Genomic DNA, 13,241 nt, shown 5'->3' with positions numbered 1-13,241 from the left:
TTGCGGGGCTTGATACAAAAAACTCAGCTTACGGCCGGTAAACCTTAACGTTGCCAAAGCCGTTATCTATCAGGTACAGGGCCTGTAACTTACTCATCACCCCGTGATCGCAGTAAAGCAGGTATTGCTTGCTTTGATCTAAATCGCCGAACTGAGTTGCCAGCTTATAGAAAGGCAGGTGTTTAACTTCAACGTTATCAAGCTCCAGCGGCTTTTCCTCTTCCTCTTCCGGGCTACGGATATCAAGGACGATAGCACCGGCATCAATATCAGCCACCATGTCCACCGCCTGAATTTCCGCTTCAGTTTCCTGGCCGATATCACGGATATCAAATACCCGGGTTTCTTCGACAACTTTATCTAGAATATCAAAGTCAAAATTGTCTTCTTCTGCTTCTACTTTTGATAAAACCGCTTTTACTGTCGGCTTTTTCGAGATCACGCCGCAATACTCGGGAATGGTTTTAGCGAAATCTTCAGTACCAATATTACGGGCAATATCGATAATTTCCTGCTTATCATAAGCCGCCAGCGGCCTTAAGATCAGGGTATCGGTTACCCGGTCAATCACATTTAAGTTGGTCAGGGTCTGGCTGGACACCTGCCCTAGGCTTTCACCGGTAACCAGCGACATAATGCCCTTTTGCTCGGCAATTTTACTGGCAGCACGCATCATCATACGCTTAAGCACTACGCCCATCTGGCCGTTTTCCACTTTTTCCAGGATCTCGGCTACCACAGGCTCAAAATCTACAGCAAAAAACTTAATACGGTGAGAGGCGCCAAACTTGTTCCACAAGTAATAACTGACCTGCTTCACACCAACTTCATGGGCCGAGCCCCCCAGATTGAAGAAACAAAAATGGGTACGGGCGCCTTTTTTAATCATCTGGTAGCTGGCTACACCCGAGTCAAAACCGCCGGACATCAGGGATAAGACATCTTCCTGGGTGGCAATAGGGAAGCCGCCCATGCCCTTATGGGTTTCGGTAACAATAAACAGGTCATTGTTTTTAATTTCCAGGCGTATGGTGACATCAGGATTTTTTAATTTAACACTGGCACTGTCAACCTTCTGGTTTAAACCGCCGCCAACATATTGTTCAACTTTTAACGAGTTGAAGTCATGGTTGCCGCTGCGCTTAACCCGTACACAAAAACTCTTGTTTTCAATGGTTTTGGCATGCACTTTTAAAGTTTGTTCAAAAATATCATGCACATCGGTAAAGGTGCTTTTTTGCACTTCGATAAAGGTAGGGATCCCCGGGATACATTTTAGGGTATCAACCAACAACTGGCGGTTTTCAGGCGATTCATTTTTACTGTTAACTTCAATATTGTCCCAGTTCAAGCGTGTCGTTACCTGCTCGTCAACACGACGCAGTACATTCTTAACGTTCGACTCTAATATTTTACTAAAACGCTTGCGCACAGGGCGACTTTTAATGGTAATTTCAGCTTGTAACTTAACAATAAATTTCATCAACAAAACCACATGTATTCAAAGTGGCGCGCATTATACACTATCTAACGGCGGTGTGAAAACCAGGCAGAGGCTTTAAAGAAGATATAGACAAACAGTCAGCGAAACAAACGGCTTGCCAAAAGACAAGCCGTAAAGCTTAAGTAAGAACTTACTTATTAACTACTCCTTATACAAGGACACGGGATCGGTTTCTTTGGCCTTACCCTGGTTAATAGCAATTTCCACCCGGCGGTTACGACGCCGGTTCAGGGCATTGGTATTGGGCACCAGCGGCCGGGTATCGGCATGGCCCACCACCAGTAAACGGGTGGCATCAAACCCAGGTACCTTGATCAACTCATGGGCTATCGCCACCGCACGTTTGCTGGAAAGATCCCAGTTGGAGCTGAACAGTTCAGAACTCACCCCCTGATTATCGGTATTACCGGACACCGAAATTTCACCGGGAATTGTATTCAGCAAAGCGCCTATTTCCTGGATGATCGGTTTAAACTTAGGCTGTAAAAACGCCGAACCGGAAGGAAAGGAGCCATTTTCCCGGATGCGGATCACCACCTGCTGGCCCAAAGATTCAAGCTCAATGGCGCCGTCCTGAATTTGCTGCTCTAACTGCTCGGCAATTTTTTTCACCAGCTCGTTAACCTGCTCTTGCGAGGCCTGCTCTTGCGAGGCCTGCTCCAGCTCTTCTTTGGCTAACTGCCGCGCCTGGGCCGAGAGCTCATCGGCGGTACTTTGCGACTGACCGCCACGTTCGGTGCCGCGCTGCTCCTGACGGCCACCGGCAGAGGTTTCATCACCCGCCTGGAATTCCAGCATCTGCTGGGTCATTTCCATGGTTTGCTGCTGGATCACTTCAATCGGCGTCGGTTCGGGCTTACCGGGGCGAAACTCCTGGGCAATAATACTGGTGCCTTTAGGAATATCTTTTACCTCGATTTTATTTTGTACCCCGAAAGCAAATTTCATCGAACCGGCAATTTGCTTAAATTTCAGTACATCCATTTCGGAAAAAGACAACAGCAGTACAAAAAAGCACATCAGCAGCGACATCAAATCGGCAAACGTCCCCATCCAGGCCGGCAAGCCGGGGGGCGGGCATTTGCACTCTTCTTCATCACTCATAATTTATTCCCGCTTAATTCTGCCAGACTACTCGTCGGTGGTACTTATGGTACGTTTACCTTCCGCCAGGTAGTTTTTCAGCAAACCTTCAATCACCCGCGGGTTCTGACCGTCTTGTATGCCCAATACGGCATCGAGGATCAGCTGCTGGTTCATTTTTTCTTCCGCCAGGCGCAGTTTTAATTTATTGGCAATGGGCAGGGCAATAACGTTCGCCAAAAAAGCGCCGTACAAAGTAGTTAACAGCGCCACCGCCATCGCCGGTCCTATCGCTTTAGGGTCATCCATATTGGAGAGCATGGCCACCAGGCCGATAAGAGTACCTATCATACCCATGGCCGGGGCAATGTCAGCCAGTGACTGCATCATGCCGATACCGGTTTCATGGCGCTCACTGGTCAGGCTGATATCTTTTTGCAAGGTGCCGCGCACCACATCGGCGTCGTGGCCGTCTACCAGCATATCAACGCCCTTTTGCATAAAAGAATTGGAAATTTCGGCTTCTTCCAGCGCCAGAAAGCCCCCTTTGCGCGCCGCATCAGCCATTTCCACCGACTTTTCAATCAGCTCGTCCGGCTTTTCCAGCTTAAATAAAAAGGCCTTGGCAGCAATCTTACCGATAGTAAAAAACTGTCCCAGGTTGTAATTTGACAAGACGATAAAGAAGGAACCACAAAAAACAATAAGAATTGACTGGGTGTCAACAAACATACCGATATCGCCACCTAATATCATAGCCATCACAATAAAGCCTATGGCACCTAAAATTCCAAGTAGCGTTGCTAAATCCACAAAAGCCTCCTAATCAAGCACTTATTTATTGGGCATATGTCCATGATAATACCTTAACTATACGTTATACGCTAATAGTAATCCCCGTGTTATCGCCTATTTTGTCAGACACTTAATCGAAAGTTTTTCTCCCGGGAGTGGGGTTATTTTACCCGCTTAGATTGACCCCAAGGCCCAGCTGAGGTACCTTTGCCGCTAGAAATCCGAACTGACTTAAAACAAGACGATGGCCAAGAAAAAAATCGAGAATTTAAGCTTCGAAGAATCACTGACAGAATTAGAAAATATCGTACAAAGTCTTGAGCAGGGAGACCAGAGTTTAGAAGCCTCCATGGCCCTGTTTGAACGCGGCCTGGGCTTAAGCCGGCAAAGTCAGGTAAAACTGCAGGATGCAGAGCAAAAAATAAAAATCTTACTGGAAAAAAACGGTGAGCAGCAATTAGAGCCGTTTGTGCTCCAAGACCAGGAAAATTCGTGAACACACCAGAGAAACTCGCCCGTCTAGCGCATTACCAAACCCGCATTAACAACTTTTTATCGCAAAAACTGGCCGACTTGGCCGTAAATGATGAGAAATTGCTCGAAGCCATGCGCTATAGCCTGTTGCTGGGGGGCAAACGCATGCGCCCTTATCTCGCTTATATTACCGGCGAAGCCTTAGGCGCCAGCGAAGAGGACATCGACGGTATCGCCAGCGCCCTGGAATGCATCCATGCCTATTCCCTGGTACACGACGACCTGCCCGCCATGGACGACGACGATTTACGCCGCGGCCAACCCACCTGCCACAAGGCTTTTGATGAAGCCACCGCCATTCTGGCCGGTGACAGCTTGCAAACTTTGGCCTTTGATATTCTGGCCAATCATGATTTTTCCCAAGCGGTTGAGCCGATGCGCCTGACCCTGATCCGCCAGCTGGTCAACGCCAGCGGCTACCAGGGCATGTGCGGCGGCCAGGCATTGGATCTGGCGGCCACGGGCAAAAGCGCCGACTTGGCGCAACTGGAGCAAATCCATAAATTAAAAACCGGCGCCCTGTTACAGGCCTCGGTATTAATGGCCGCCAATTGCGCGCCCAGTATCACCGATGAAGAAAAGCAGGCATTGGCCGATTATGCCAAGCACGTTGGCCTGGCCTATCAGGTACGTGATGACATTATCGACATCACCTCCTCGGCGGAAGAGCTGGGCAAACCGGCGGGATCCGACCTTGCAGCCAACAAAAGTACCTACCCGGCACTGCTGGGTTTACAAGGGGCGCAGGAAAAAGCTGACCACTTATATCAACAAGCACTTCAAGCTTTGGCCACTTTGCCCTACAATACGCAGAATTTATCTGAATTTGCGACTTTTATCGTAAAACGCACGAATTAACAACCGATCTATTACACTATGACTACAAACCTAGCCGACTATCCTTTATTGTCACAAATCGATGCGCCCGCGCAACTGCGTCAGCTCAGCCAAGACCAGTTAACCGCCGTCAGCAACGAATTGCGCAGCTACCTGCTTAATTCGGTCAGTAAAAGCAGCGGCCACTTCGCCTCAGGCCTGGGTACCATAGAGTTAACGGTTGCCTTGCATTATGTTTACGATACCCCGTTAGATCACCTGATCTGGGATGTCGGCCACCAGGCCTACCCCCATAAAATTCTGACCGGCCGCCGCGATCAGTTGCACACCATTAGGCAAAAAGACGGTTTGCACCCTTTCCCCTGGCGGGAAGAGAGTGAATATGACGTACTTAGTGTCGGCCACTCCAGCACCTCTATTTCAGCCGCCTTAGGTTTAGCCGTGGCCGCCGAAAAAGAAGGCATAGGCCGTAAAGTCGTCGCGGTGATCGGTGACGGCGCCATGACCGCAGGTATGGCCTTTGAAGCGCTGAACCACGGCGGCGATATCCACAAAGATATGCTGGTGATCCTCAACGATAATGAAATGTCGATTTCAGAGAATGTCGGCGCGTTAAACAATCACCTGGCAAAAATGCTTTCCGGCAGCCTCTACACCGGCTTGCGCGAAGGCAGTAAACGTATCCTGAAAAACATTCCGCCGATCAAGGAACTGGCAAGTCGCGCCGAAGAACATTTAAAAGGCATGGTAGTACCCAGCACCTTCTTCGAAGAGCTTGGTTTCAACTACATAGGCCCCATCGACGGCCATGATGTCAACGGCCTGGTGGATACCATCCGCAATATGCGCAACCTCAAGGGGCCGCAGATCTTACATATTGCCACCACCAAGGGTAAAGGTTACCACGCCGCCGAGCAGGATCCGATCAAATACCATGCGGTACCTAAATTCAACCCGGACGATACCAGCTTACCGGCAAGCAAACCCAGCCTGCCAACTTATTCGCAGGTTTTCGGCGACTGGTTATGCAAAACCGCAGAGCTCGATCCTAAGCTGGCAGCAATTACCCCGGCCATGCGTGAAGGTTCGGGCATGGTGGAATTCAGCCAGCGTTTCCCGGATCAATATTATGATGTCGCTATCGCCGAGCAGCACGCAGTCACCTATGCCGCAGGTTTAGCCATCGGCGGACAAAATGCCATTGTCGCCATTTACTCAAGCTTTTTACAGCGCGGCTATGATCAACTGATTCACGATGTTGCCATCCAGAACCTGCCGGTGCTGTTTGCCATCGACCGGGCCGGTATTGTCGGCGCCGACGGTCCTACCCACCAGGGCGCCTTTGATTTAAGCTTCCTGCGCTGTATCCCCAACATGGTGATTATGGCGCCTGCCAACGAACGCGAATGTCAGTTAATGCTCACTACCGGCCATAAACTCGATAAACCGGCAGCCGTGCGCTACCCCAGAGGCACAGGTACCGGCGAAACCTTGCCAGGCATGGATGAAATCATTGAAGTCGGTAAAGGACGGGTGATCCAGTCAGGTGAGAAAATTGCCCTGTTAAGTTTTGGTACCCTGCTTGGTGAAGCGGAGAAAGCCGCTAAAGCCCTTAATGCCACCTTAGTGGATATGCGTTTCGTTAAACCTTTAGACGAAGCCTTAATCACCGAACTGGCACAAAGCCACCACACTCTAGTGACATTAGAAGACAACGTGATTGCCGGTGGCGCAGGCTCTGGCGTAAACGAATATATCCTAAGTCAGGGCTTAGCCGTAAAAGTGCTGAATATCGGTCTGCCGGATATCTTTGTCAAACACGGCACCCAGGCAGAAATTCATGAAGAGCTAGGCCTGGACTGCGAAGGCATCATTGACAAGGTTAATGCCTTCTTAAATTAAACTTTTTTATACGTTAACTTTATTAACTGAAAACGCCGGGATTGTCTTAAAGCAGTCTCGGCGTTTTTGATCTGGAGTGATAAAAATAAGTGATATTGGCTTATAGCGTTAGTGTAGCGCTGCAAATACCAGAGCAGCTAATGCATCCGGTATTTTGCCTTGTTATAAGCTAGCTGCCGTTAACTGTATTCTCTTTTGCCACAAACAAATCACAAAGCACATTTTTAAAGATATGAATGCTGGCCCATAAACTAGCTATGATTAACAGAACCGGTGAAAGTGGGTCATTTGCAAAGACATAGGTATTTAACACTTTTATAAAGATCAGCAATACAGCTATAGCAATAACGGGTTTAACACTGTGCTTTTGAATAGAGCTTTTAATATCATACTTGGTCATCAATACTATCCTTCATGTTGGTCTAGCTTATAATCCGGCTTGAACATCCAAATAAACCAGACTGAACGCGGTCAATTTTTTGCTTTCGTTAATTTATGAGGCCCAACACCACCACAACATAACCATTTGTTTTTTAACACCAATAATCCTATCCATTTTCTATCGCTATGAAAATAAGTTTTCAATAAGACTTAATTACTTTGTCCTTGTTAATTTCTTTAAAAAACTATTGGAGTATATTTTTAATGAAACTTAACCTATGTTCGCAACTCATCTCAATCATTTTGTTAACTGGCTGTGGTGCACAAATTACTCGTGTGGAAAACCCAGAGCGAGTAGGGAATGAAGGTAAATACCAAAACTTATTTGACAGTCACTTCGTCGGTGAAGGGCCACATCATATTAATGATGAATTAGATCTGCTTAAGCCGGAAGAAAAGAAATCACATGAAGCCTCGTTTTTAGATCCGGTACCTGCACATAAATACGATAAAGCCCATGGTTATTCATACAATGATTTAGTACATCAAGAGATCAATATTAATGAGCATAAGCGCGGGCAAATAACCTGGCTCGGCCATGCAAGCTTTTTGATCCAACAGATGAATCACGACGCTTTTGTCACTGACCCTGTATTTGATGAGTTTGATGGCATGGCTGGCTGGTTAGGACAACAACTTAGTCCTTCCTGGATTCGTCTGGGAGAAGCGCCAATTAAAGCTAAGCAATTACCCTTTGTCTCAGGGGTGCTCATATCTCATGACCACTTTGATCACCTGAACAGCAAAACGCTAAATAATTTTAACCCAAATACTCAATTGTATTTACCACTAGACAGCGGTAGTGACGTCGATTACTCATCAGGGCCAATTACAGAAATGGACTGGTATACCCAAAGCCAGCATAACAACACAAAAGTCCATTTTTTACCTGCGAACCATACCTCGGCAAGGGGAATATTTGATAGCAAAAAAAGTTTATGGGGCGGCTGGATGATAGACGACGGCCAATACAAGGTATATTTTGCCGGAGACACAGGTTATAGCGATGTATTTAAAGACATACGCAAAAAAGTGGGTGCGATGGATGTGTGTTTGATGCCTATCGTTGCTTATCATGCTAGCATGCGAGCTGTACACATGTCACCGGAAGATGCTCTGCAAGCCGCGAATGATTTAGGGTGTAAAGTTTTCGTCCCTTGGGGTTATGGCACCTGGACCTTAGGCTGTGAGCATGTTCACGAACCATTAAGGCGATTAGACTTGGCCATTAGACAATCACAGCCAAACTTTGTTGTTAAAGCACTAAAAATGGGTGAGAGTTTAAATTATCATCAACTGCTGAGCTCTGCTCAACCATTACGGCTAAGCTCGAAGGTCAACAAAATTAACCAGCTCAATTAATAGTTTGGTGAAAAATAGCCAAGTTTAGTTCGTTCATCTTGGCGTGTATTTTACCAATATTTCGATGCATTTTATCTGATGTAATCTCGATAAGCGTCATTAGGTATTGCATTAGATTATCCTTATAGCTGCCTTGGCAACCGATAAAGTAGCAAGGCAGCGTGTAAGGTATTATTGTGATGATGGTCAACTAAACCGGTTCCCCTATTAAATCAACTTATTTGCTCATGTGCTAAATATTAAAAAAGGAGAGTATGCCGCCTAATAAAGCATTTAAAAAATAATAAAGTAAATATCAAAGCAAAACTCACAAACGCTTCTCATATAAAATAGCACGGCGTACTCACCGTACTATCAATTGATGAGCTATTTACCGTGAACTAAAATTACAAAGCAATCTCTCCCCCAGACATCACTGTCAGTAGAAAAGGTGTAAAACCCACTGCTCCTATCAACATCAGCACCGTCAGTACACACAAAGCACCGCTCGTTATATATTTAACCCTGTTTCCCCCTTTTTCTTTGGCATAAAAATATAACTGCAGCGTAGCAAGCGGCAGAACAAAACAACCAAAGGTCCACATCGGAAAAAACACATCACTGAAACTGGGCTTAAGCCCAAGCATAGATCCCGTTACCAGATAGCTGAATACACCAACTCTTAAAGTCCATTGCGCATTTGATACCAGAAATAACCGTAACGCCCATTTTTTGTGGCTGACGATGTCTCTGTTTACAGCACGGCGCAAGGCAAGATAAGCAAAAGCAAAGATCAGAAGACCGTTGATACTGGTGCCTATGCCCGAAAGAGTGATCGGCTCGGGATCTCTGACCCACACTAAATAAAAGCCTGAGATTGCCAGACAAAATACGGTGCTCAGGTAAACATAACCATTTATTTTATGGAATTTCGGAAAATAACTACGTACCTGTGGTATTAATTGCAGTGCTCCGCCAAATGCCACAATACCGGCACCAATGGCATGTGCTGCAAAAGCGAAATTACCGGCAAAGTCACCGGCATGATAAGGCTTAGACCCCATGGCTTCCCAGCGATTCCAGATCTCCATATTATCGTTAATCACAGAAAAGCCATAAAATGCCATGATGTAATAAAAGAAAAACCACTGACCGGCCATAACCGAGACAAACCAGAACGTCGCCGAATATTTTAATGATCGGTCAGCGAACTTAGCAGATGAAGTTGTTTGTGACTGTGGTTTTGTTTGGTCATATTTTGTTACTGCCAAGTCAGCAACAGCGACTGATGTTTTTTCCATTATCAAATCCTCATACCTACGGAAATACCGCTTAAGTTTGAGGAATTGACCCGTTTGTGTCGTCCGAATGGGCCTATTCGTACACTTTAATTCACTGTTTTTTCAATAACTAACAATTTTTCTTGTTTTCTGTAAGCCGAGGGGGTTACACCTGCTGCTTTTTTAAACGCAGCATTAAAAGTAGATTTGGAATTAAAGCCTACTTCAAAGACAATAGTAGAGACGGTTTTGTCTGTGCTAACGAGCAAAGACTTTGCCTGCTCAATCCGATAGCTGTTCACAAATTGGAAAAAGTTAGTATTTAAAAATTGAGATAAGGTTTCTGAAATATAGTTTTCGCTAACCGAAACGGCCTCTGAAAGTCGTTTTAGCGATAATTCATCCTCCAGAAAAAGCGCCTCTTTACTCATCACAGTTTTTAGCTTGTCGGCTATCTGCTCCATTTGAGTCAACGCTAAGGTCGTGGTTCGCACCTGCCTGGTTTGTGGCTCTCCTTTGTCAGCCTCCTCAAGCACCGGCTGTTTAAGGGCAAAATGTGCAAAGATCATTAAAACCAAGGCTTCTAATACCGGTAAAACACTGCCTGCTCCAAACCAGCGCCAGCCTAAAAAGCCAATAGCATACTCCAGGGCAAACAAAAGCCAGACACAACCCCAAAGCACCAAGATCACTTTCAACCAGTCCATGGAGCGCTTTTCAATGGAGGAAAACCGCTCCATTAATTGCAAACGATGCTGGCTTTGCAGCCTGAACGTGGCAGCCAAATACGCGCCGGTAACAAAAATAAAAGCCAACAAGGAAAATAAACAGGTAAACAGCGCTATTTGAAACAAGCCCGCATCCCGGGTGGCAGGGTCGGCCAGTGCCAGCTTTTCTTCGGCACTGATGCCAAAAATGAAGGGCAGCATGCCTAAAATAACAATGACAGGGCCAAGCAGGGCAAGGAGATAAGCTTTCTTCGGCAAGGTTTTCTCGCAAGACATAGTTGCGAAGGCATAAAAGTACAATGCGGGTCCTAGCAACATGCGAATTGGAAACTGTGCCCCGGCTAAAGCAGGCGCATATTGATAGGCGCCGGAATAGATAAACAATTCACCGAGAATGTGAACCAGTAGCAGAGCCAGTAATCCGCCAAGGTAGACAGACTGCCTCTGCCTGGGCCTGCTCGCCACATCAACCAAGGCAAAAACTGTCATACCCATCATGCTGGAATAAATAACTGTTGGGACTACATCAACACCCATTAATAAAACCTCTTACCGTATCCAGCGCCTTCACTGACATTACCTTCATCATGTTATACTAACCGATTGAAGTGACGTAAACCTTAACTAACTTAAAAGCCATCATCCCAGGTTTTATTTTTAAAATCGTATTCCAAGTGAAATTTAACTAAGCCGATGAAAAAGAAAACTATATATGTACCGGGAATTAATATTGAATAAAAAACCAAAGCCCGCTCTAGCAAGACTTCTGTTGCCACATCCGCAGTAGCGGAGCCAGCTTTTGTAAATGCACCGATAGTAATTAAAATAACAATGACTTTGGTAAAAAACCAAGCAAATTTAGCCGAAAATTTGCAATACTCTTTAGCTTTTTCCATATTCAATGATTTGTTTATTTAGCGCTTTGCACTTGCAGAAATGCTAACAAGCAACCAGTTTCCGCTTGCTTTAGACCAAACCTGAGTACCGCCTCCGGCACCTTCAGCTAATTCGCCATTGGCAAGTATCATACTTTGCTGATACTCATTTACCAAAACAGCTGTATTTTTATCAATGACTGAAATCTTAACATTGGTAAATTCCAATGATTTTATTTCTTTCACCATGTTAAAGCCCGGAACTATCATGGCTCTCAATTCTTCAACAGAATTCCAGTTTGAGCCATCAGCCCCCAGGCCTACAAACTTATCCGAATCGATGTAACTGAAGTATTTCTCAGTGTCCAAAGCATTTGCAGCATTAACCAGCAGGTCGAATGATTCTTGAACCTCTTGTGTTATTTTATTTTTACTTGCTTCTGTTAGTTCTATATTTTCATTACTACAGCCAGTTAACCAAGTTGCTATACAAGCTACTGCAACTATTTTTACTATAGAGTTGATAAATATTCTCCTGATTCACCGTGACACATAACGCTTAGCACGCCAGAAAGTTTGCCGCATAGCGACTCATTTTGATGAGTGATGCCACTTAGCCTTACTTATTAACCGAGGGGGATATTGTATAATGGAAAACAACATAAACTTCATCTTTTATTGATTTGTACTCAGTTAGCTTTGAGGCAGCATCATAAAATGAAGTTAGAAGTTCATTTTCTCTTTCACCTGCGGTAGTTTGCATTCTGAACTCTACAACAGACTCTGATGTCAGTTTAAATTGAGCCAATACTTCAAAACTTGTCTCACTTGTTTTAAATATCCGCGCGCTTATTTTATCTAATGACTCCTGTATGCTATTAAGCTCTTCAAGCGCGACTTTAGTATTGACGTCTCCTGATTCAGACATGAAATTAAACCTTTCTAATCGCACATTTGGTGCCGGATATCTCTTAGAGTCAGGTAAAAAAATCTCCATCGAATTCATTTTGCATGGTTCTTGGTTTTCACATGAAAGTGCTGATTTGGATATCAAGAATAAAACTAAACTTATAAATACGGCTTGAAGCAACTGCATACCCCTTTTATATGGCTAACGCCTTAATTTGCAGGTTTTATCGGCGCCAGACTTGTGGAGCCAAAGGTTTTCATGCCACGAAAAATATCACACAGTTTATAAAAAACAACGATAAAAAATTAATTTATGACTGAATTGCCCTATTTGGGTAAAACATAATAAAAATCAGTGAAATTAAGACAAAGAATAGCACCACCGATAAACAGTGAGCAGCGATAAGTAAGGATTAAACTTTAGTGAAATATATTGGCTTGCTGTTGTTGTCCATCAATCCATTTTTATCCGTATGGACCACAAAGCGAGATGATTCAGCCAAAAGCTCACCGGCACGCTAAGGTTTTACCCCCACATAATCAGCTGAATGGGTGGTTTGGCTTTTAGCCACCTTTTGGCCCAGTTCAAATTGCTCAAGATAATGATTTTTCATTTTATCCGGGTCAAAATCCAGTAAGGTTCCCCCCGCTTCATAATGTTGAATAAATACCCGGCCAATTGCCCAGGTAGATGCCGCTGAAAAGGTAGACATCCCCAACAGGCCAACCACTTGACCGGCGACAGGCACCACTTTTAACCAACTCACCAGTTGATTGCGTAAGGTTAAGGGCGCTAAGGCTGCCAATATAGAGCCAAACACCGCTTTGCGTTTGCTGTCAGCCAGCTTTTCGCCGTAGAGGTGGGCAATTTGTTGCAGCATTTTTAATTGTATGCCAGAGATCAGCAGGGCATCGGCAACCGGCACCGGCACTAACCCTACTGCAGCCGCGCCTTTGGTGTAACCGTTGACAATTTGCTGTGCTTGTTGAGACTGTTGTGACATTGCTTGGT

14 protein-coding genes are annotated in these 13,241 nt (G+C 45.2%); 4 read left to right on the top strand and 10 right to left on the bottom strand.

Translation table 11 applies throughout. The features are described 5' to 3' along the window. Positions 1 to 28 precede the first annotated feature (28 nt). From thiI to pomA, 3 genes are all read right to left on the bottom strand, one after another. Positions 29 to 1,483 (bottom strand): tRNA uracil 4-sulfurtransferase ThiI, encoded by a 1,455-nt coding sequence (gene thiI / locus QL234_RS02075; protein ID WP_281556201.1) that lies wholly within the window; start codon positions 1,481 to 1,483, stop codon positions 29 to 31. Positions 1,484 to 1,645: 162 nt separating this feature from the next. Next, a complete protein-coding gene (locus QL234_RS02070; RefSeq protein ID WP_281556200.1) occupies positions 1,646 to 2,608 on the bottom strand; it encodes a flagellar motor protein MotB in 963 nt (320 codons plus the stop codon). A gap of 27 nt (positions 2,609 to 2,635) precedes the next feature. Beyond that, complete coding sequence (pomA, locus tag QL234_RS02065; protein ID WP_281556199.1) at positions 2,636 to 3,400, bottom strand: flagellar motor protein PomA; 765 nt, start codon at positions 3,398 to 3,400, stop codon at positions 2,636 to 2,638. A 226-nt stretch (positions 3,401 to 3,626) separates the two neighbouring features. Between pomA and QL234_RS02060 the strand changes: the two genes are divergently transcribed. The 3 genes from QL234_RS02060 to dxs are packed head-to-tail and all read left to right on the top strand — an operon-like array spanning position 3,627 to position 6,655. Then, positions 3,627 to 3,878 carry an exodeoxyribonuclease VII small subunit gene (locus tag QL234_RS02060; RefSeq protein ID WP_044835877.1) on the top strand — a complete coding sequence of 84 codons (252 nt, stop codon included), beginning with the start codon at positions 3,627 to 3,629 and terminating at the stop codon, positions 3,876 to 3,878. Then, positions 3,875 to 4,774 carry a (2E,6E)-farnesyl diphosphate synthase gene (gene ispA / locus QL234_RS02055; RefSeq protein WP_281556198.1) on the top strand — a complete coding sequence of 300 codons (900 nt, stop codon included), beginning with the start codon at positions 3,875 to 3,877 and terminating at the stop codon, positions 4,772 to 4,774. The genes QL234_RS02060 and ispA overlap by 4 nt, the downstream gene beginning before the upstream one ends. An 18-nt stretch (positions 4,775 to 4,792) precedes the next feature. Further along, the gene (dxs, locus tag QL234_RS02050) at positions 4,793 to 6,655 is read left to right on the top strand and encodes a 1-deoxy-D-xylulose-5-phosphate synthase (protein ID WP_281556197.1); all 1,863 of its coding nucleotides are present in this window, start codon (positions 4,793 to 4,795) and stop codon (positions 6,653 to 6,655) included. A 169-nt stretch (positions 6,656 to 6,824) separates the two neighbouring features. On the opposite strand, the gene QL234_RS02045 is transcribed toward dxs, so the two are convergent. After that, positions 6,825 to 7,055: a hypothetical protein gene (locus QL234_RS02045; RefSeq protein WP_281556196.1), complete on the bottom strand. Its 231-nt coding sequence runs from the start codon at positions 7,053 to 7,055 to the stop codon at positions 6,825 to 6,827. A gap of 245 nt (positions 7,056 to 7,300) precedes the next feature. On the opposite strand from QL234_RS02045, the gene QL234_RS02040 reads away from it, so the two are divergent. Further along, positions 7,301 to 8,458 carry an MBL fold metallo-hydrolase gene (locus QL234_RS02040; RefSeq protein WP_281556195.1) on the top strand — a complete coding sequence of 386 codons (1,158 nt, stop codon included), beginning with the start codon at positions 7,301 to 7,303 and terminating at the stop codon, positions 8,456 to 8,458. 386 nt (positions 8,459 to 8,844) lie between these two features. Here QL234_RS02040 and QL234_RS02035 read toward each other — a convergent pair whose 3' ends face one another. From QL234_RS02035 to QL234_RS02010, 6 genes are all read right to left on the bottom strand, one after another. Beyond that, positions 8,845 to 9,738, bottom strand: coding sequence for a DUF2306 domain-containing protein (locus QL234_RS02035; protein ID WP_281556194.1), 894 nt, complete (start codon positions 9,736 to 9,738; stop codon positions 8,845 to 8,847). A gap of 86 nt (positions 9,739 to 9,824) precedes the next feature. Continuing rightward, on the bottom strand, positions 9,825 to 10,982 hold the full coding sequence (locus tag QL234_RS02030) for a helix-turn-helix transcriptional regulator (RefSeq protein ID WP_281556193.1): 1,158 nt from the start codon (positions 10,980 to 10,982) through the stop codon (positions 9,825 to 9,827). Positions 10,983 to 11,074: 92 nt separating this feature from the next. Next, on the bottom strand, positions 11,075 to 11,341 hold the full coding sequence (locus QL234_RS02025; RefSeq protein ID WP_281556192.1) for a hypothetical protein: 267 nt from the start codon (positions 11,339 to 11,341) through the stop codon (positions 11,075 to 11,077). Positions 11,342 to 11,359: 18 nt separating this feature from the next. Further along, positions 11,360 to 11,743: a nuclear transport factor 2 family protein gene (locus tag QL234_RS02020; protein WP_281556944.1), complete on the bottom strand. Its 384-nt coding sequence runs from the start codon at positions 11,741 to 11,743 to the stop codon at positions 11,360 to 11,362. A 196-nt stretch (positions 11,744 to 11,939) separates the two neighbouring features. Next, positions 11,940 to 12,248, bottom strand: coding sequence for a hypothetical protein (locus QL234_RS02015; RefSeq protein ID WP_281556191.1), 309 nt, complete (start codon positions 12,246 to 12,248; stop codon positions 11,940 to 11,942). 499 nt (positions 12,249 to 12,747) lie between these two features. After that, positions 12,748 to 13,233, bottom strand: coding sequence for a DUF697 domain-containing protein (locus tag QL234_RS02010; RefSeq protein WP_281556190.1), 486 nt, complete (start codon positions 13,231 to 13,233; stop codon positions 12,748 to 12,750). Positions 13,234 to 13,241 lie beyond the last annotated feature (8 nt).

Source organism: Thalassomonas sp. RHCl1, from assembly GCF_947387555.1.
Classification (GTDB): domain Bacteria; phylum Pseudomonadota; class Gammaproteobacteria; order Enterobacterales; family Alteromonadaceae; genus Thalassomonas.
The sequence above is the reverse complement of the archived record's forward strand: the minus strand, read 5'-3'. Positions and strand labels throughout refer to the sequence as shown.

Coding starts and splice junctions, on each gene's coding strand:
- QL234_RS02040 (WP_281556195.1), top strand. CDS start 7,301: ATGAAACTTAACCTATGTTCGCAACTCATCTCAATCATTTTGTTAACT.
- QL234_RS02035 (WP_281556194.1), bottom strand. CDS start 9,738: ATGGAAAAAACATCAGTCGCTGTTGCTGACTTGGCAGTAACAAAATAT.
- QL234_RS02015 (WP_281556191.1), bottom strand. CDS start 12,248: ATGTCTGAATCAGGAGACGTCAATACTAAAGTCGCGCTTGAAGAGCTT.
- QL234_RS02025 (WP_281556192.1), bottom strand. CDS start 11,341: ATGGAAAAAGCTAAAGAGTATTGCAAATTTTCGGCTAAATTTGCTTGG.
- QL234_RS02045 (WP_281556196.1), bottom strand. CDS start 7,055: ATGACCAAGTATGATATTAAAAGCTCTATTCAAAAGCACAGTGTTAAA.
- thiI (WP_281556201.1), bottom strand. CDS start 1,483: ATGAAATTTATTGTTAAGTTACAAGCTGAAATTACCATTAAAAGTCGC.
- dxs (WP_281556197.1), top strand. CDS start 4,793: ATGACTACAAACCTAGCCGACTATCCTTTATTGTCACAAATCGATGCG.
- QL234_RS02070 (WP_281556200.1), bottom strand. CDS start 2,608: ATGAGTGATGAAGAAGAGTGCAAATGCCCGCCCCCCGGCTTGCCGGCC.
- QL234_RS02010 (WP_281556190.1), bottom strand. CDS start 13,233: ATGTCACAACAGTCTCAACAAGCACAGCAAATTGTCAACGGTTACACC.
- QL234_RS02030 (WP_281556193.1), bottom strand. CDS start 10,982: ATGGGTGTTGATGTAGTCCCAACAGTTATTTATTCCAGCATGATGGGT.
- QL234_RS02060 (WP_044835877.1), top strand. CDS start 3,627: ATGGCCAAGAAAAAAATCGAGAATTTAAGCTTCGAAGAATCACTGACA.